Source organism: Oceanobacillus zhaokaii (assembly GCF_003352005.1).
Lineage (GTDB): Bacteria > Bacillota > Bacilli > Bacillales > Amphibacillaceae > Oceanobacillus > Oceanobacillus zhaokaii.
In genome coordinates this window covers 1,478,256-1,495,426 of the sequence record NZ_CP024848.1, presented here as the reverse complement: position 1 = coordinate 1,495,426, position 17,171 = coordinate 1,478,256, and the positions used below count along the sequence as shown (strand labels likewise).

At 36.1% G+C, this 17,171-nt stretch carries 18 protein-coding genes and 1 pseudogene; 10 read left to right on the top strand and 9 right to left on the bottom strand.

Annotated features, from left to right (window positions below):
* Positions 1–8: 8 nt before the first annotated feature.
* A complete protein-coding gene (locus tag CUC15_RS07525) occupies positions 9–311 on the bottom strand; it encodes a metal-sensing transcriptional repressor (protein ID WP_114916067.1) in 303 nt (100 codons plus the stop codon).
* A gap of 187 nt (positions 312–498) precedes the next feature.
* Here CUC15_RS07525 and CUC15_RS07520 point away from each other — a divergent pair, with 187 nt between their 5' ends.
* A complete protein-coding gene (locus CUC15_RS07520) occupies positions 499–825 on the top strand; it encodes a four-helix bundle copper-binding protein (protein ID WP_114916066.1) in 327 nt (108 codons plus the stop codon).
* Positions 826–1,004: 179 nt separating this feature from the next.
* Complete coding sequence (locus tag CUC15_RS07515) at positions 1,005–1,628, top strand: YdhK family protein (protein WP_114916065.1); 624 nt, start codon at positions 1,005–1,007, stop codon at positions 1,626–1,628.
* A gap of 763 nt (positions 1,629–2,391) precedes the next feature.
* Here CUC15_RS07515 and CUC15_RS07510 read toward each other — a convergent pair.
* The gene (locus CUC15_RS07510; protein ID WP_114916064.1) at positions 2,392–2,823 is read right to left on the bottom strand and encodes a GNAT family N-acetyltransferase; all 432 of its coding nucleotides are present in this window, start codon (positions 2,821–2,823) and stop codon (positions 2,392–2,394) included.
* Between the two features lie 283 nt (positions 2,824–3,106).
* Here CUC15_RS07510 and hpaB point away from each other — a divergent pair, with 283 nt between their 5' ends.
* Positions 3,107–4,561, top strand: a complete 1,455-nt coding sequence (hpaB, locus tag CUC15_RS07505) for a 4-hydroxyphenylacetate 3-monooxygenase, oxygenase component (protein ID WP_114916063.1) — start codon at positions 3,107–3,109, stop codon at positions 4,559–4,561.
* Between the two features lie 637 nt (positions 4,562–5,198).
* On the opposite strand, the gene CUC15_RS07500 is transcribed toward hpaB, so the two are convergent.
* Both CUC15_RS07500 and CUC15_RS20420 read right to left on the bottom strand, forming a co-directional pair.
* Positions 5,199–5,981: an alpha/beta fold hydrolase gene (locus CUC15_RS07500; RefSeq protein WP_114916062.1), complete on the bottom strand. Its 783-nt coding sequence runs from the start codon at positions 5,979–5,981 to the stop codon at positions 5,199–5,201.
* Positions 5,982–6,234: 253 nt separating this feature from the next.
* Positions 6,235–6,414 (bottom strand): annotated as a pseudogene (locus CUC15_RS20420) (GNAT family N-acetyltransferase); the annotation flags it as partial.
* A 108-nt stretch (positions 6,415–6,522) separates the two neighbouring features.
* Between CUC15_RS20420 and CUC15_RS07490 the strand changes: the two are divergent.
* Entirely contained in the window at positions 6,523–6,765 is a 243-nt protein-coding gene (locus CUC15_RS07490; protein ID WP_114916061.1) for an alpha/beta-type small acid-soluble spore protein, read from the top strand.
* A gap of 252 nt (positions 6,766–7,017) precedes the next feature.
* Here the strand turns inward: CUC15_RS07490 and CUC15_RS07485 are convergent, their stop codons facing one another.
* Positions 7,018–8,475: an aminoacyl-histidine dipeptidase gene (locus tag CUC15_RS07485; RefSeq protein WP_114916060.1), complete on the bottom strand. Its 1,458-nt coding sequence runs from the start codon at positions 8,473–8,475 to the stop codon at positions 7,018–7,020.
* Positions 8,476–8,511: 36 nt separating this feature from the next.
* A complete protein-coding gene (locus tag CUC15_RS07480) occupies positions 8,512–9,930 on the bottom strand; it encodes a YfcC family protein (RefSeq protein ID WP_114916059.1) in 1,419 nt (472 codons plus the stop codon).
* A 284-nt stretch (positions 9,931–10,214) separates the two neighbouring features.
* On the opposite strand from CUC15_RS07480, the gene CUC15_RS07475 reads away from it, so the two are divergent.
* From CUC15_RS07475 to CUC15_RS07470, 3 genes are all read left to right on the top strand, one after another.
* On the top strand, positions 10,215–11,045 hold the full coding sequence (locus CUC15_RS07475) for a Cof-type HAD-IIB family hydrolase (protein ID WP_114916058.1): 831 nt from the start codon (positions 10,215–10,217) through the stop codon (positions 11,043–11,045).
* A 151-nt stretch (positions 11,046–11,196) separates the two neighbouring features.
* Positions 11,197–11,319 carry a hypothetical protein gene (locus CUC15_RS20625; RefSeq protein ID WP_278309203.1) on the top strand — a complete coding sequence of 41 codons (123 nt, stop codon included), beginning with the start codon at positions 11,197–11,199 and terminating at the stop codon, positions 11,317–11,319.
* Between the two features lie 136 nt (positions 11,320–11,455).
* On the top strand, positions 11,456–11,719 hold the full coding sequence (locus tag CUC15_RS07470; RefSeq protein ID WP_114916057.1) for a NifU N-terminal domain-containing protein: 264 nt from the start codon (positions 11,456–11,458) through the stop codon (positions 11,717–11,719).
* Positions 11,720–11,872: 153 nt separating this feature from the next.
* Here CUC15_RS07470 and CUC15_RS07465 read toward each other — a convergent pair whose 3' ends face one another.
* Positions 11,873–12,715 (bottom strand): YitT family protein, encoded by an 843-nt coding sequence (locus CUC15_RS07465; RefSeq protein ID WP_114916056.1) that lies wholly within the window; start codon positions 12,713–12,715, stop codon positions 11,873–11,875.
* Between the two features lie 101 nt (positions 12,716–12,816).
* Between CUC15_RS07465 and CUC15_RS07460 the strand changes: the two genes are divergently transcribed.
* The 3 genes from CUC15_RS07460 (at position 12,817) to CUC15_RS07450 (ending at position 14,969) form a co-directional block, all read left to right on the top strand.
* Complete coding sequence (locus CUC15_RS07460; RefSeq protein ID WP_114916055.1) at positions 12,817–13,683, top strand: DegV family protein; 867 nt, start codon at positions 12,817–12,819, stop codon at positions 13,681–13,683.
* 138 nt (positions 13,684–13,821) lie between these two features.
* Complete coding sequence (gene yppF, locus CUC15_RS07455; protein ID WP_114916054.1) at positions 13,822–14,025, top strand: YppF family protein; 204 nt, start codon at positions 13,822–13,824, stop codon at positions 14,023–14,025.
* Positions 14,026–14,096: 71 nt separating this feature from the next.
* The gene (locus CUC15_RS07450; protein WP_114916053.1) at positions 14,097–14,969 is read left to right on the top strand and encodes an SDR family oxidoreductase; all 873 of its coding nucleotides are present in this window, start codon (positions 14,097–14,099) and stop codon (positions 14,967–14,969) included.
* 42 nt (positions 14,970–15,011) lie between these two features.
* On the opposite strand, the gene CUC15_RS07445 is transcribed toward CUC15_RS07450, so the two are convergent.
* Both CUC15_RS07445 and CUC15_RS07440 read right to left on the bottom strand, forming a co-directional pair.
* Positions 15,012–16,505 (bottom strand): alpha-amylase family glycosyl hydrolase, encoded by a 1,494-nt coding sequence (locus tag CUC15_RS07445; RefSeq protein ID WP_114916052.1) that lies wholly within the window; start codon positions 16,503–16,505, stop codon positions 15,012–15,014.
* A 236-nt stretch (positions 16,506–16,741) separates the two neighbouring features.
* On the bottom strand, positions 16,742–17,113 hold the full coding sequence (locus CUC15_RS07440; RefSeq protein WP_114916051.1) for a YisL family protein: 372 nt from the start codon (positions 17,111–17,113) through the stop codon (positions 16,742–16,744).
* Positions 17,114–17,171: the final 58 nt, after the last annotated feature.

The following is a 17,171-nucleotide window of genomic DNA, read 5'->3' as shown; positions in this document are numbered from 1 at the left end:
GCCCCCCCTTATTTAGAAAACTGCTTCATCACACTCATTAATTCATCAATTGTTTCATTACCTTCCCCTGATTGAATAGCATCACTTACACAATGTTTGATATGTCGCTCAGTAATAGAAAATCCAACATTTTTAAGTGCAGCTTGAATGGCACTAATTTGAACTAATATATCTACGCAATAGCGATCTTCATCAACCATCTTCTGAACTCCACGAACCTGACCTTCGATTCTCTTCAAACGGTTAATGATTGCTTGTTGTTCATCTTTCGTTCTTGGAGTAATTGGGTGTTCATGTAAGAATTTATCCATATGAATCACTTCCTTATACTTTATATTTATACTATACCCCCCTAATGTATTATTGTCAAATAATACTGCCTATTTAAATTCCCAATAGAAGTCTGTTTGCTGTTTATATGTTTTAGTTTAATTGAATAAATAACGGGTAGTTTATATTTTGTACATTAAATTAATATAACAGGAGGATTTAATCATTATGTCACATGAACAACACCAAGAACTAATCCAGTCATTACATGAGTGTGCAGTAGCGTGTAATCATTGTTATGGTGCATGCCTGAAAGAGGAAGACATCAAGATGATGACAGAGTGTATACGATTGGACAGAGAATGTGCTGACATTTGCTCTTTTTTAGAACAGGCCTTATCAAAAAACACACCATTTGTTTCTGAATTAGCCTCCGTATGTGCTAAAATTTGCGAATCATGTGGGAACGAATGCAAAAAGCATAATCACGAACACTGTCAGAAATGTGCTGATGCTTGCTTCAAATGTGCAGAAGCTTGTAAAAATGTTGCCTAAATGAACCATATGTAAATAAGTTACCCATAGCAGCTCCTGAGCCATTTTTTATCTATATAAATAGGGTTTCCATATTAAATTTGTTTTTCATAGACTATCATTCCCCCTGAAAACTTGCATATAAAATGCAGGGTTTCAGGGTAAAGTAGTGTTGATAATAGTAGTGGAGGATGGTAAAAATGAAAAGGTATAGACTAATAGTAGGACTTGTCTCTATGTTCGTGTTATTTGTATTGGCAGCTTGTTCCAGTGAAACAGAAGAAACGAATCCTGAAGAAAACACAGGTACCAAAACTGAGTCCAACACAGAAGAGGAAATGGAATCTAGTACAAATGAAGACATGGAAGGTATGGACCATTCAGAAATGAATATGTCCAGCTCTGGAGAAATTCCAGAAGGAGTGAAAGAAGCTGAGAATCCAACATATGATGTTGGGAATCAAGCAATTATAGAAACAGATCATATGGAAGGTATGAATGGTGCTGAAGCAACGATTGTTGGTGCTTATGATACTACAGTTTATACTGTTTCCTATAATCCTACAACTGGTGGAGAAAAAATTAAAGATCATAAATGGGTAATTCACGAAGAATTAGAAAGTCCTGGTGAAGCACCGTTAGAACCTGGTACAGAAGTAATCCTAAAAGCAAATCATATGGAAGGTATGAATGGCGCAACCGCCGAAATTGATTCTGCGGAAGAAACAACTGTCTATATGGTTGATTTTGTTCCCACTACTGGTGGAGAGGAAGTAACAAATCACAGATGGGTTACAGAAAGTGAATTATCACCAGTTGAATAAATAAAAGACAAGATTTACTATTTACTTAAGAGGCTTATTTATATGAACAAGCCTCTTAAAGCTTAATATAACAGTTAAATTCTTCATTATGCCGTTTAACCATTCTAGTAAATTATAGTTGCAATCCCTCTTCTTAATTATCTTAACTCTTTGAGAATGGTGGAATGCTTAATACCTGAAAAAGTTCGTTTGCAATTACAATATTGTTCGCTTGATCTCATCTGTTTTTGTTTTTATTAATAGATTACCTTTTAAATAAGTAAGTAAGAGACAAAGGCTCGAAACCTTAATCGTCAAACCAAGTTTTTGGGAACTATCAGAAACAATTTCGGCTCCTATTTCACTGAATGATTTTACGTTCTCAACTATAAGAAACGTGGAAAGCTCACCATAGTACTGTAATTAGGAACGTAATCCGGCTAGCAATCTTAGGTGCACAGGTTTTTTACATATTGCTTTTTAAACGTTTTAAAATACGGTGGTAATCATCCTAATCAATCCCTGGAGCAAATTGTTCTGGAAGCTCTGGAAAATCAGGCACAGCCGTACCCTCTCGCATTCCGTCAATAACTCAGGGTAGAACATCGAACCAGTGTGACTAGATTCCGTCAGCTGAACTTTTGACCCCTACTTCTATAAACATCTTGCCAGCCTGGTTGGAACAATGAGATCAAGTTTAGCTGATGAAGGATGAAGTATTGCTTTAATTTAGGTAAGGCACCATTTCGTGATAGAAGAAACTTAAATCTTTTCCTCTATAATATTAAAAATTCTTTAAATCCTTTTTAAGATAGTAATGTTTATAATCTCTCCCTACGTTATCTAGACACCCAAACATTTGATAGCCATTCTTCTCATAGAAACCCAGTGCTTGAAAACTCAAAGTATCTACTTTTATAAAATCACATTCTTTTTCAATAGCTATTTTCTCAATTTCTAATAATAATTTAGTTCCAAAACCTAATTTCCGTATGTTCTCATCTATCATAAAGGTTTGAATTTCTAACCAGTTCCAACACACTTCAGCAAGTATTCCTCCAAATACAAAGCCATTTTCGTCCTTCAAAAATAAATTGATTTCTTCGTACCTGCCTCCTAAATCTTCTGGCAAATGCTTTAAATTAAACTTATAAAGTTCATCATCAATATATTGTTTAGCCTTTTTATTTAGTTCTTTAGTAATTTGCAAATTCATTATTCATTTCCCCTTTTGATTTCTTTTTTTATCCTTATAATGGAACGATATATAAAGAAAACCATTTTGTAAATAATCTTTCTTATACCCTGTCCCGTTAGATTCCGCTGTGATAGTGATTTGTTTATTGGGCAGTAATGTCTTGTAAATCCCATAGCTGTGCTGTGTGTAATAAGAGTCTATCCGATTACAAATGGAGGAACAGGCAAACACCCGGACTAATATAATAGTACAGTAAAAATAACCCTGCATGATAAAAGTAAATGGATATGGGAGTGTTATTATGGGAGCTATTAATGGGACGGATTATATTAAACGCTTAAATCAGCTGGATACTGAAATTTGGCTGGATGGGAAAAGGATTGAGGGAAAAATCTCTGAGCACCCTGCATTCAAAGGAATTCTTCAGACAAAGGCTGCCCTATATAATATGCAGCATGATTCTGAAATTAAAGATGAGATGACTTTCCATTCACCAGAAACGGGGGAATCTGTTGGGCTTTCCTTCTTGCAGCCCAAAACGAAGGATGACTTAATAAGAAGACGAAAGGCCAGTGAGCACTGGGCCAGACAAACAGGTGGCTTGTTAGGAAGAAGTCCCGATTACCTCAATTCCGCTTTAATGAGTTTCGCCTCTTCTTCTCCCTTATTAAGAGGAAGAGTCAATTGTTTTCCAGAAAATCTCCAATCCCTATATGAATTGGCGATGAAAAAAGACCTTTCATTCGCCCATACATTTGTCTCACCCCAAGTAAATCGTTCCGACTCATATTTAGAATCATCTGAAGAAGAACCTGTTGCTGCCCGGGTGATTGACCGAAATGATGATGGTATAGTAATTAAAGGCGCACGCCTCTTAGCTACTCAAGGCGGATTAACCGACGAAGTATTAGTTTTTAGTATTCCTAAATTTTTGCTAGATGAAGATGAAGCATTCGCTTTTTCCATTCCATCAGATGCGAAGGGTTTAAAATTTATTTGCAGAGAGTCATTTGTTGGTGGAGATTCTTTTTTTAATCACCCTTTAAGCTCTCGATTCGAAGAAATGGATACCATTCTTGTTTTCGACAATGTACTCGTTCCGTGGGATCGAGTATTCTATTATGACAATGCTATAGCAGCTGCAGATCTCTCATTCCAAAGTTCTTTTAACAGTTTTACGATCCATCAAGTCGTGACCAGACAAATTGTCAAAACAGAATTCATTTTAGGTCTGGCTGAGCTTCTTGTACAGACTATTAACGTGAGCGAGTATCAACATATTCAAGAAAAGCTGTCAGAGATCATCATTGGACTTGAAACAATGAAGGCTCTGTTAGAAAAGTCTGAGAATGATGCAGCATTAGACCAGTGGGGAACAATGCGGCCGAATATTGTTCCGCTTCAGGTTGCCAATAGCATCTTCCCTAAAATTTATCCCCGCTTCATTGAAATTATTCAATTAATTGGGGCTAGCGGACTCGTTGGTCTGCCTACTGAAAACGCATTTAATTCCTCAATTCGAGCCGATCTCGACCAATATCTTCAATCAGCAACCAAAAACGCAGAGGATCGAGTGAAGATATTTAGATTAGCCTGGGACCTGACAATGAGTTCATTTGGAACGAGACAAACCCAATATGAAAGGTACTTTTTTGGAGACCCCATCCGATCATCAAGCCGTCTATACAAAGCATATCCACTTACTGATTATGTAAATGAAGTTAGCAATTTCTTAGACCAGGAAACTGGAGAATAACAAGAAAATCATTTGTAATTTAGGATCAAAATTTAAGGTTTTTATTAGATATCTATACTTCTAAAACAGCCTGTCCGAGTAGAAAGAAATTTTTACTCTAGAGGCAGGCCTTTATGGTGATTGAATCATTTGGCTGTTTAATACCAAAAACTACCCGACGTATTGAACTGATATATTGCAATGGATTTCCCTAAAATACTCGTTTTCATTTTAGAAGGGCGGTTTCTTTTACTGCGAAACAAGTAGATACCTACTCCATTTGATTTAATTAACCAAAATCCTCCTCTAGCAATAATCAATATTAGCATAATATTTCAATCTTTCCAAAATTAAAAGACAATCAATTCAATGATCGTCTTGTTCCATAATTGGACCAGTTAGCTCAATAAGAAATAAGACGCCGCCGATACAACAATCTCATCTCGATTGTTCTATTACGGAGCAAAATCCATTTGACCAGTAAACAGTAAGAAATCACTATTAACCAAAAATACAACTAATTAGACCGTGTTTTTTTGGTGCACCCCGTTCATGTTTTCAAATAAACACCTCTTCTTTTAATTAAACTTATTCAACTAGTAAGATAAACTAATACATTCGGTTATTCGATTAAACGCCATTTAGTTGAAGAGGACTATCAACCAATAAATTCCCTTAATAGCTCGTTAAACTTGTTACGTTCTTCCCAGAAAAGACCGTGACCACTGTAATGAAACGGAACAAGCTGTGAATTTTTTATTTGTTGATTCAGTTCATTTGCTTGTGCAAACGGAATAACTTTGTCGTGAACACCATGAACTATTAAGGTAGGGACAAGTATTTTTTGCAAATCTGCATAAAGCTTCTCATCTCTTAGTGTAATTATGATTGCCGCCGTTGACCACCCTGCTGCCTCTAAGCCCAATTGAAAAAACCACTCAGAGAATGAGCTTGTTATATATTGAAAGAAAAAGTTGTCTGTCACTTCTCGCATCATCTTAGGGCGGTCATTTAACGCTTGAGTAAGGAATCTAGTTGCAGTTTCTTTAGAAAATCCTATAGGGGCTGCAGCGTCTACTAGTACAAGGTTGGATACTCCGTAACCATTATGTCGGGACATATACCGAATCGCAATTGCTCCACCTGTTGAGTGACCTACAAGAGTGAAATTATCTAATTGAAGTACATCAACTACTGCTCGTATATCATCTGACAATCTGTCAAAATTGTATCCACCTATTGGCTTATCCGACTTCCCAAACCCTCTCCAGTCAATACCGATACAACGGTAACCCATAAAGGGAAGAACATCAAATTGATATTCAAACTGTTTATGGCTTAACGGCCAACCATGTAAAAACACTATCTTCTTACTTCCCTCGGGATTTATATCTTCTACATATAATTTTATGCCTGATTCTACAGTAACATAATATCCCACACCAATTCCCCCTAGAAATAGCTTCCCAATAAGATATTCATTTAGGCAAACACAGGTGAATACCTATTAACTTATTCGCACTCCGTGTCATCAATGATAATGGACGTTGCTTATTGAATTAAAATGACATCTTAGTTCAATAACTCTCCCCTCTATACTACTGTAATATTCAAAAAACACTGTTTGAAGAGAAAGTCGATCAACCTAATGATCGACTTGTTTAACTCTTGCACTAGAATGCTCCTAAGTTAATTTACTTTGATTTAAAATAAATTATTTCAGGATCTCCTTCATCCAAATTTTCAACAACTCCACTTTGTATGAAACCATTTGCAATAAAAACTTTTTGCATTTCTTTGTTTGATTGATTGGTTGAAGGAAATACTTTTTTGGTAGGTGATATTTTTACAAAATAATCCATCAAGGATGTTGATAGCATCAGTAACTGATAATTAAGAATTTAGATAAACAGGCAAATACCTAATTCGCTTGCGTAATCTTATGCATTCAGGAAAACCTATAACATAAGGAGGCGAATGACATGGGAAAAAATGAGTTAAGCGAGTTTAAAGGACGCGTCATGAAAGCGAAAGGGTACATGATCGACAATGGGATTCCGGATGCGGTCAAATACGAGGTTGCAAAAGAGCAAGGAGTCCCGTTAAAGGAAGGCTACAATGGACACCTAACCTCCGAACAAGCGGGGAAAGTTGGTGGTCCAATTGGAGGAAACATGGTGAAAGAAATGGTGAGGATGGCACAGGAACAAATGAAAAAGAAATAAGCAAACAACCCTGCTGGTTGAAAAAACAAACAGACAGGGTTGTTTTATCGCAGTGTAACTGGCTGTAAGACTCCCACTTCGAGAATAGGAAAAAACCTGAAAATTCTAAGTGGGAGATCAACAGCCAGTAACGGCCCTATTGCCTCAACTTTATCGTGCATTTCATCCGCAGCAAAATGTTTAAACGTTCGGGTTTCTGTGATTAAAACACTTATTTCTTTTTCAAACTACCACCCAACATAGGCATGGAATCTATTTCATTTCTTTAAGAACGGCTAGGAAATATTCCCAGTTATTCAACATTGATGGTATACTGACATGCTCATTTGGAGTATGTACATCAAAAATATCGGGACCAATAGAAATAGCGTCTAATCCGGGGATTTTTTCGATAAAAATACCGCACTCTATCCCTGCATGCACTGAAGTAACTTCAATATTTTTTCCTTCTCTTTCATAATATACCTTTTCAAATAATTTGCGTATTGCGGAATCAGGATTGTATGGCCATTCTGGATAATCAGAAGTAACTCTAAAATTGCAATCTAAGCTTTCAGCAATCAATCGACATTGATCAGTAATCGCATATTTGCGGCTTTTCACTGAACTTCTTACATCACTTTCTATTATAATTGAGGTTTTAGTTGTATCCACTTTACCTACATTAAGTGAGCTCTCTACTAGCCCTTTCAAATCCATACTCATGCTTTGGATTCCATTTGGTAAGACAAAGAGAGATGTTATTACCTTACGTTTTGTTTCCTCTGAAAAACATGTCGACAAGGAGTCTTCTGCTTGCTTCAGTTCAATGAAAACATCAGGGTCAGAAATAGCAAATTCGTTTTTAAGCGTATTCGTCCATGTTTGTATTTCTCTATGCAATAGACCGACTTCACCTTCTGGCAAAGCGATGGTAACGGTTGTTTCACGAGGGATTGCATTAGATGCCATACCGCCACGCACATGTTGGATTACAAAATTAACATTAGTCGACAGGTCATACAACAGGCGTCCGATTAGTTTAATCGCATTTCCTCGTTCCTGATCAATTTCAATTCCGGAATGTCCACCAATTAAACCTTTCACCGATAGATTATAACTCACGTAATCCTCATGTGTAGGTTCTTCTATTAGCGGTATTTCTAAAATTGTCTGTAAACCCCCTGCACCACTGACCAACAGTTTATTGTCTTCCTCTGAATCAATATTTACAAAAATTTTTCCTTCCAAAAGGCCAGGATCAACGGATAATGCACCCTTCATTGTTGTTTCTTCCTCTGTCGTAATGACAATTTCGAGGGCTGGATGCGGTTTATTCGCAGCATCCAGTAATGCTAATGCATACGCGACCGCTACACCATTATCTGCTCCGAGCGTTGTATCTGTCGCATATAACATATCGTCTTTGATTCGTAGCTTTAAAGGGTCTTTATTAAAATCATGAATTGTTCCCACATTTTTCTCACACACCATATCCATATGTCCTTGGATAATTACTGTCGGTCCATGTTCATATCCTGCTGTAGGAGGTTTTTTGATAATAACATTTAATGCCTCATCCTGAATTACTTCTAATTCACGCTTCCTGGCAAAGCGGACGAAGTAATCACTAATTTCTTTTTCGTTTCCAGAGCCTCTCGGTATTTGGGATATTTCGGAAAAGAAATGAAATACGGGTATCTCATTTAGTTTTTGTAAACTATCGTACATCGTTTTTTCTCCTCTCTAGTTACAAGTCCAACTTTTTTAAACCCATACAAATAAATGGATAAATAGAAGGTAAATTAAACCAACAATATAAAGGATGATTAATAATGGAATAAGAAATCTTGCCCACTTAACCCAGGATAATCCAGCAATTGCCAAACTGGCCATCAGTTGACCATTGGTAGGTGTAAGTGCATTGGAAATCCCATCGCCTATTTGAAAAGCCAGTACGGCAGTTTGCCTGTTTACTTCAAGCAAATCAGCTAACGGCGCTATGAGCGGCATCGTTAATGCAGCTTGTCCACTTCCTGAACTAACAATATAGTTGATAACATTCTGCACACCATAGATCCCAGCTACTGCAAATGTTGACGGAAGGCCTTCAATTAAACCAGATAACGAGTAGACGATCGTATCAATCGCATTTGCATTTTCCAAGATGACGACTGCACCATGCGCTAAACCAACAGCCAATGCTGCTACAACCATATCATTACATCCCTTTGTAAATGATTCGGCTATCTGATTATACTTCATTTTGGCAATGATCCCTACAATGACACCCATGATTAAAAATAGGGAAGCGATTTCCTTCATATACCATCCATAATTGATGATACCAAAAGGAATGATTAATATCGTAAGAAGAAAAATAATCAAAATAACTCCATTACTTTTTGTTAATTGATGACTAAAAGTTGGGTTTTCATCTTCTGAAATTAATTGTTTATCACTATATACAAGACTTTTCTCAGGACTTTTCAGTATCTTTCTAGCATATCGCATGACATAAATATTTGTAATAATAATCAAGATTGCTAATAAAACAATTCGCACGAACATTCCTGAGAACAATGGTAATTCTGCAATACCTTGTGCCACCCCAACATTAAATGGATTTGTAACGCCTCCCGCATATCCAAGGGCCGTACCAATCATGGGGGCAGCCACTGCAATGATTCGGTCAAATCCCAGTTTAAGCAGGAAAGGTAAAAGTATAATTAAGTATGGGATACTCTCTTCAGCCATACCAAAAGTTGCCCCACAGACAGCAAAAAACGTTATTAATATAGGGATTAAATAAATTTCATTCCCTTTTAGCTTTGTTATTAACCTGTTAAACAAACCTTCAATCGCACCAGTACTTGTTAAAATTCCAAATGATCCACCAACAATAAACAATAAAAAGATGATATCTGCACTTTGAACCATTCCATCAAATACAGCGGTGAAGATATCCAGGAAGCCTGCTGGACTTACATCGGTTGCATGATATGTCCCATTTATAACAAGCGTTCTTCCATCTTCATTCGTTTCTCGGTCATATTCACCAGCTGGAATGAAATAAGTCATAATTGCTAAGAAAACAATAATACCAAATAAGATAATAAAGGTATGTGGTATTTTTGACTTTCCCTTATTGTTTGGTTCCTGATTCTCTACTTTTTCAGCTAACATTATGAAACACCCTACTTTCTTAAACGAAACAAATCACTTCAAAATACTTCATCTCGGTAAAGTGATAAATTGATAAAGTAATTATATACTATTAAATTTAGCTAGACAAGGTGTTTTTGTAAAAAGCTGTCCCAAGGTCTTTCAAACCTAAAACCAAATTGCACACAAAGAATCCGCCTGATATCTCATTCCCATCACTTTATAGTTGTTTCCCGCTAGTCAGGTTAATATTACTTTACATCTGACCATTAGACTTATAAACTTAGTGCTATGAGGTGAATGAAATGAAAAACAGACATTTAATTTCTTTAGATTTAGACGGTACACTTTTAACTGATAATAAAGTAATCAGTTCACAAACAAAGCAGACAGTACTTACTGCGATGGACGAAGGGCATATTGTTGTCATTGCAACAGGCAGGCCACATCGTTCTAGTATTAACTACTATCATGAACTTGGTTTAAAAACACCTATGGTTAACTTTAATGGTGCACTGCTTCATCACCCAACAAATAAGAATTGGGATGCACTGCATAATCCAATGCCAATACGAACAGCACATGCAATCATTGATGCATGCTTCGATTTAAATGTAAATAATATACTTGCTGAAGTAATCGATGATGTCTACCTTGCACAATATGATGAAAAGCTCATCGAGATTTACCAAGAGTCACCAGATGATCCACCATTCAAAATCGGAAATATAAAACAAACATTACAAGAGGATCCTACTTCTATCTTAGTTCTGCCAAAGGAAGAGCAAATAGAAATGTTAAGAAATCATTTAGATGATTACCATGCAGAATTTATTGAGCACCGAAATTGGGGAGCACCATGGAATATCATTGAAATTATTAAAAAAGGCATGAATAAAGCGGTTGGCTTGCAGAAGATTGCCCATTATTATGACATACCTAAAGACCGGATTATTGCCTTTGGTGATGAGGATAATGATTTAGAAATGATTGACTATGCTGGTGTTGGAGTTGCGATGGGTAATGCAATACCCAATTTAAAAAAACTTGCTAAGCATATTACCAAAACAAATGAGCAGAATGGAATTGGGATTTTCCTTGAGGAATATTTGAAGCTCAACGTCAAAACAAACTAGTTACCTTTTGTTTCCATGCTTATAAATTAAGAAGAAAACCAATACTAGTAATGAACGGAAAATCGTTCACTCTTCTTCTCTTAGCGGTTTCTATTGGAAATTTGTACTGTTTTTCATTTCGATTGATGTATTTTTCGAAGGAGGAATCATCATGGGAAAAGGAAGTAAATCAAGAAGATTTACGCAGCAAGGTTCTGATTCTGTTAAAAAGCATGCTGAACGATTTCCATATCGTTCCACTTTAGCAGAGGCTGAGGCTGAGCGAAAACAGTAACCAGCAAAATACCCAGGGAATCCTGATTTACCAAGCTGACATCCTGCTATTTCTTTAGTGGGGTGTCCCTTTAATACTTTTTAAATGATACTATTTCTGCTACTATAGAAGTAAGTATGATTAGGAGGGATTTATTATGGGCGTTCGTATTGAACCTACACCAAATCCAAATGCAATGAAATTTTCAACAGATAGTATTATCTTTGAAGGAACAAATAGTGTATCTGTCATGCCAGGTGACACGAGTGAACATGCGATACTAAATGATTTAATGAAGCTTGATGGTGTTGATAACGTGTTTGGTTACCAAAACTTTATTACCGTAAATAAGAAATTTGATGTAGAATGGGAAAACATTACATCAAGTATTCAAGAAGTAATCGCCAAGCACGGTTATTAGAAATCTAGGGGGGTTCCCCAGCCTTTTGGAGACAGAGTTAATGCACTTATTCGTTAAGAAAGTTTATATACTTTCTAACTATTAAAAAAGTACATAAGGAACAAAAAAGAGAGCGATTATTTCACGATGATCGCTCTCCTTCTCTGTCATAATCTATTCTCTTCGAAAGACACCATATATTCCAGCAGTCTCAATAATGTTTGTAAAAGCATTTGGATCGACTTCTTGAATAATTTTTTCTAAGTCGTATAACTCATATCTTGTTATCACGAGATAGAGCATGCTTTTCTCTGACTTCGTGTATGCACCTTTTGCAGGTAAAATTGTAATCCCACGCACCATAATTTTATGAATCGCCTGCTGTAATTCTTCAGGCTTATGCGTTACAATCATAGCTGTAACCTTTTCATAGCGAGTATGGATCGCATCGATTACACGTGTTGTTACATAGAGTGCAACCATTGTATATAACGCATTTTCTGGTTCGTATAAAATTCCTGATAGAACAATAATAACTGCATTAATGACTAAAATAAAGCTGCCAATAGGCTTGTCCTTCTTGCGTGACAATACCATTGCAATAATATCTAATCCACCAGTAGATGCACCATGCTTCAACGTCAGCCCAACACCAGCTCCCGCGATTACCCCTCCAAATACGGCATTGAGAATAATATCATCAGACAATGCAAAAACCGGAATAATTTGTAAAAACAGTGATGAAAACATTACAGATACAATACTATATAATGTAAAGCCCTTCCCTACTTTATACCACCCAAGTATTAAAACTGGTATATTTAACACAAATAACAATATCCCTGTACTTATGCCAATTCCAAGGAAATCCTGAAAAACACTGGCTATAAGCTGAGCAGCACCAGTGAAGCCACTGGCATAAACATTGGCTTCAATAAAGAAGAAGTTTAATGAAACAGCATTTAATAATGCGCCAATAATAACGATAATAATCCGTTTTGCTTCAATCATAAACATGATTCGGTTCCTCCTACTACGACTATACTTTGACTAACTAACTTTATAGCTTTAAACTAAAAGATACATAATGACAATTTAAATAGAAAGTTGGTGTAACGATGACGGTAAAAATTCTTGCCGATTCTGCAACTGATTTATCAAAAGAACATTATAACGAATTTGACATTGAAATGGTACCATTAACTGTTCATTTAGATGAAAAAGATTACCAAGATGGAGTTACAATCGAACCTTTAACAGTTTACAATGCTATGCGAGACGGCAAAGTTCCTAAGACATCTCAAGTTTCTCCTTTAACATTTAAAACTATTTTTACATCTTATGCTGAGAAGAATCAACCTTTAGTATACATTTCGTTTTCATCACAGCTTTCTGGTACATACCAAACCGCTAAGATGATGCTTCAAGAGGTTTTGGAGGAATATCCCGAGGCACCTATCCAGATTGTTGATACAAAGTGCGCATCATTAGGATATGGACTCGTTGTCCTGCATGCAGCTAAGCTCGCAAATTCGGGTGCATCTATGCAAGAAATAGTTGATGACGCTACCTATCAGGCAGAACATATGGTACATCTCTTTACCGTAGACGATTTGGAATATTTATATCGTGGTGGGCGTGTTAGTAAAACTGCTGCTTTTGTCGGTTCTTTATTAAAAATCAAACCACTTTTACATGTGGACGACGGCAAACTAATTCCTCTCGAAAAGATTAGAGGCTCTAAAAAGGTGTTTGGTCGTATGCTTGATATGATGGAAGAACGTGGTACTGATTTCAAGAATCAAACAATCGGAATTTGTCACAGTGATGATCTCGAACGTGCAACCCAGCTTGCTAATAAAGTAAGTGAAAAGTTCAACCTCAATATTGATGATATCGAAATCGTCATGATTGGCGCGGTCATTGGTGCACATGTTGGTCCCGGTACAATTGGCTTATTCTTCTCAAATAAACCAACTCACTAATTAATAATTACTTGTCCAAATAAGTACTGGACAAGTTTTTTATTTGAAATAATTCAAGAGTAAATATTTAGCATGCTTATTCAAACATGTACATATAGTTTATAAAGGCTTTATATGTATTATTTGAGGAGGATATCCATGCTAATCCATGAATTGGTCCACGCATTTGCTAGTGAACGAAATTATACACCTGATTCGGTCGACCAACTTTTAGATTTTTACCAGTATAAATATATCACTGAAGAGATTGATATTAAAAATTATCGAAGAATATTTGATTGTCTACATAAACAAGGTGCAATTTCGGCTCATGAATACGAACAACTTGAAAAGTCCTTATAGGGCTTTTTTGTTTTTTACAAATCATTTTTGGGGAAGATAGAAAAGAAGAATAAAAAGGAGTTGAGGATCCAATGAATATGGAAAATAATAATGGAGTAGTAACACCGCCAGCACAGCAACAACAACAGCAACCTGGATTCGAATCAGAAATGGTCCCTAGACCAGAGTATATTCGAGAGAATTATCAAGGTAGTGGTAAATTAAAAAATAAAGTAGCGGTTATTACCGGTGGAGATAGCGGAATTGGTCGCGCAGTTAGTGTGCATTTTGCTAGAGAAGGTGCAGATGTTGCGATTATTTATCTTAATGAGCATGAAGATGCTAATGAAACGAAGCGTTTAGTAGAAAATGAAGGTCAAAAATGTTTATTGATTAGTGGCGATATTGGCGATCAATCATTTTGTGATACTGCCATTAATGAAGTTTTTAGTACGTATAAGAAAATCGATATCCTTGTAAATAATGCAGGTGAACAGCACCAACAAACAAACTTCTTAAATATTTCGAGTGAGCAATTGGAAAAGACATTTCGCACGAATATATTTAGTATGTTCTATTTAACCCAAGCAGTCATTCCAAATATGAAAAATGGCAGTTCTATTATTAATACATCCTCGATTACTGCCTATAAAGGAAATATCGATCTAATTGACTATTCCGCTACAAAGGGGGCAATAACAGCATTTACTAGATCACTTTCTGGTTCACTTGTAGATAAGGGCATTCGCGTAAATGGGGTGGCTCCTGGTCCCATTTGGACACCATTAATCCCTGCTAGTTTTGATAAACAAAAGGTAGATTCATTTGGTGGAAATACACCAATGAAACGACCAGGACAACCTGAAGAATTAGCACCTGCATACGTATATTTGGCTAGTGAAGATTCTAGCTATGTAACAGGACAGATGATACATGTAAATGGTGGTACTATTGTGAATGGCTAATATAATCAGAAATGGCAAACGGAAATTTCCGTTTGCCATTTTTCATTTCGTTTTTTCATTCTTTTTCCCTTTCCTGCTTAGATAAATAACACCCACTACAAATAGCAAGAAAATAATACCTACAAAACTAATAAATGCCCAGTTAATCCCTGTATCCGGTCCTATAGAATATACCTCTGCCGTTTCCCGTGCTAGCCCGACTCGATATTCTCCATTTTCGTTTTCCCTTACTAAATTATCACCAAGATATCCCTTAAGCTGCATACCGGAATCAATTTCAGCTATATCGACATAGGCCGATTCACTACCATTATTAATTGCAATATACATCGTTTCATCCTCTAATGTACGTTTAAACACACTCATAGAATCACTCGAGCCAACCAAAGCGAAATCACCATGCTGTAATACTGGGAACCGACTTCGCAAAGAAGAAATTCGTTTATGGAATTCTTTTAATTCTGAATCACCACTATTAAATGGAACAAGTCGTTGTGATTCTTCAGCATTTCCACCATACATTGGTAATTCTGTCCCTTGCAGTATTGTAGGTGTTCCGGGCGATGTATAAATATAGGTTAAAGCCAATGACCAAGCCGTTAATGCATTACGTCCATTGTTAGCAAATTTTTGAGTAAATCTCTCTCCCTTAAAATTATCAATGTACAATAACCCATCTTGCTTGTCGCTATTTTCCCATGTATTATAAATGGTCTCAACAGATTGATCAGGCTTAGCAAATACATCTGACATTGACTCATATAGTAATTGATTTTCAACTGCATCTAACTTAGTCTCTGTCATTAATTGGTCAATATTTTCATCTGTTTCTAATATATCACCTAGTAGATAGAAATCTGGCCGTAATTCCTTTATTTCAGTTGTAAATTGCTCTACAAAATCAAGGGGCGCTTGATCAACCGCCTGGAGCTTAAACCCATCCAATTTTGTCTCCTTCATCCAATATTTGGCAACCTCTATTAAATATGCTGCTACCTCTGGATTATCTAAGTTTAGCTTGGACGTATTTTCCATCCACTCTGTAGTAGCTTCGGAAGATTCGACTATCCATTCTTCTTTCTCAGGGTCTTCTGAGAAAGAATGACTGCTAGCTACATAATTAGTCACAAATTCTAATACAACCTTTATATCGCGTACATGTGCCTCATTTATTAACTGATTTAAATCATCTATCGTCCCGAACTGTTCCTCAATGGAATAAAAATCCTCTATCCAGAAACCATGAAAACCATTTTCTGCATTTTCCATGATAGGCGAAAGAGAAATTATTGTAACCCCTATTTCTTCAAGATCATCAAGCTTTGCAATAATTCCCTGCAAATCTCCGCCATGATAACTTATCGGATTTTCAATGTCAACTTGGTCATCCCGTTCATAATCCCCATTATTATAACGATCAATTAATATATTATAAATAACTTCTTCGTGTATCGGCTGTTTTTCAGCAAATACAACGGTTTCATTACCCACTAATAAAAATATTATCATGAAAACGAATACTAAAACCTTCTTCATTCATTTCTCCCCACCATCTATGTAATCTTTCTTGTTCTATTATTAATCATAGACACGAATAGTCAATAAAAACTGTTATTTTGTTGAAAAGACTTCACTTTTCCATTTAGTAATAGTTATTCTTCGATTTAAACGTATTATTGGTATTGAATTCCACTGTCTCTAAAAATTACAACAGACAATGCAAATTGAAAAGGCTGCCCCATGATTTGAGGCAACCTCCAGATATCCTTAATTTATATATCAATACCTAATGGCAAACGAACAAACCCTAAAACCAACACAATTATCAATGCGATAACAAATTGTATCCATGCACTTGTTGTCGGTTTCCCTTTAGATATTTTAATAAGAATCATTTCCATCGCAGCAATTAGCCAAATTCCCGCAAGTCCCTTAACCATAGCTTCAGCGAATATTGGCATTACAATGTTCGAGAAATACATTGCAAGTAAAGCTCCACCCGTATATAAAATAAATAAGTAATCGAGACGTAAAATCATATGTACAATTTTAGCTGGTTTTGCTTTTCCTTGCTTTCGCAACATAATGGCGATAATTAGTAAAATAATAGCTAATACCCATGATGTAATATGCATATGTGTCATCTTATTCTCTCCCCCACTTCAGTTAAATTTTTGAACTTTATTCTATTAACATTTTTAA

What these genes read in the sequence shown, in the direction of transcription:
- CUC15_RS07525 (WP_114916067.1), bottom strand. Translation starts at nt 311, where the DNA reads ATGGATAAATTCTTACATGAACACCCAATTACTCCAAGAACGAAAGAT.
- CUC15_RS07520 (WP_114916066.1), top strand. Translation starts at nt 499, where the DNA reads ATGTCACATGAACAACACCAAGAACTAATCCAGTCATTACATGAGTGT.
- CUC15_RS07515 (WP_114916065.1), top strand. Translation starts at nt 1,005, where the DNA reads ATGAAAAGGTATAGACTAATAGTAGGACTTGTCTCTATGTTCGTGTTA.
- CUC15_RS07510 (WP_114916064.1), bottom strand. Translation starts at nt 2,823, where the DNA reads ATGAATTTGCAAATTACTAAAGAACTAAATAAAAAGGCTAAACAATAT.
- hpaB (WP_114916063.1), top strand. Translation starts at nt 3,107, where the DNA reads ATGGGAGCTATTAATGGGACGGATTATATTAAACGCTTAAATCAGCTG.
- CUC15_RS07490 (WP_114916061.1), top strand. Translation starts at nt 6,523, where the DNA reads ATGGGAAAAAATGAGTTAAGCGAGTTTAAAGGACGCGTCATGAAAGCG.
- CUC15_RS07485 (WP_114916060.1), bottom strand. Translation starts at nt 8,475, where the DNA reads ATGTACGATAGTTTACAAAAACTAAATGAGATACCCGTATTTCATTTC.
- CUC15_RS07480 (WP_114916059.1), bottom strand. Translation starts at nt 9,930, where the DNA reads ATGTTAGCTGAAAAAGTAGAGAATCAGGAACCAAACAATAAGGGAAAG.
- CUC15_RS07475 (WP_114916058.1), top strand. Translation starts at nt 10,215, where the DNA reads ATGAAAAACAGACATTTAATTTCTTTAGATTTAGACGGTACACTTTTA.
- CUC15_RS20625 (WP_278309203.1), top strand. Translation starts at nt 11,197, where the DNA reads ATGGGAAAAGGAAGTAAATCAAGAAGATTTACGCAGCAAGGTTCTGAT.
- CUC15_RS07470 (WP_114916057.1), top strand. Translation starts at nt 11,456, where the DNA reads ATGGGCGTTCGTATTGAACCTACACCAAATCCAAATGCAATGAAATTT.
- CUC15_RS07465 (WP_114916056.1), bottom strand. Translation starts at nt 12,715, where the DNA reads ATGTTTATGATTGAAGCAAAACGGATTATTATCGTTATTATTGGCGCA.
- CUC15_RS07460 (WP_114916055.1), top strand. Translation starts at nt 12,817, where the DNA reads ATGACGGTAAAAATTCTTGCCGATTCTGCAACTGATTTATCAAAAGAA.
- yppF (WP_114916054.1), top strand. Translation starts at nt 13,822, where the DNA reads ATGCTAATCCATGAATTGGTCCACGCATTTGCTAGTGAACGAAATTAT.
- CUC15_RS07450 (WP_114916053.1), top strand. Translation starts at nt 14,097, where the DNA reads ATGAATATGGAAAATAATAATGGAGTAGTAACACCGCCAGCACAGCAA.
- CUC15_RS07445 (WP_114916052.1), bottom strand. Translation starts at nt 16,505, where the DNA reads ATGAAGAAGGTTTTAGTATTCGTTTTCATGATAATATTTTTATTAGTG.
- CUC15_RS07440 (WP_114916051.1), bottom strand. Translation starts at nt 17,113, where the DNA reads ATGACACATATGCATATTACATCATGGGTATTAGCTATTATTTTACTA.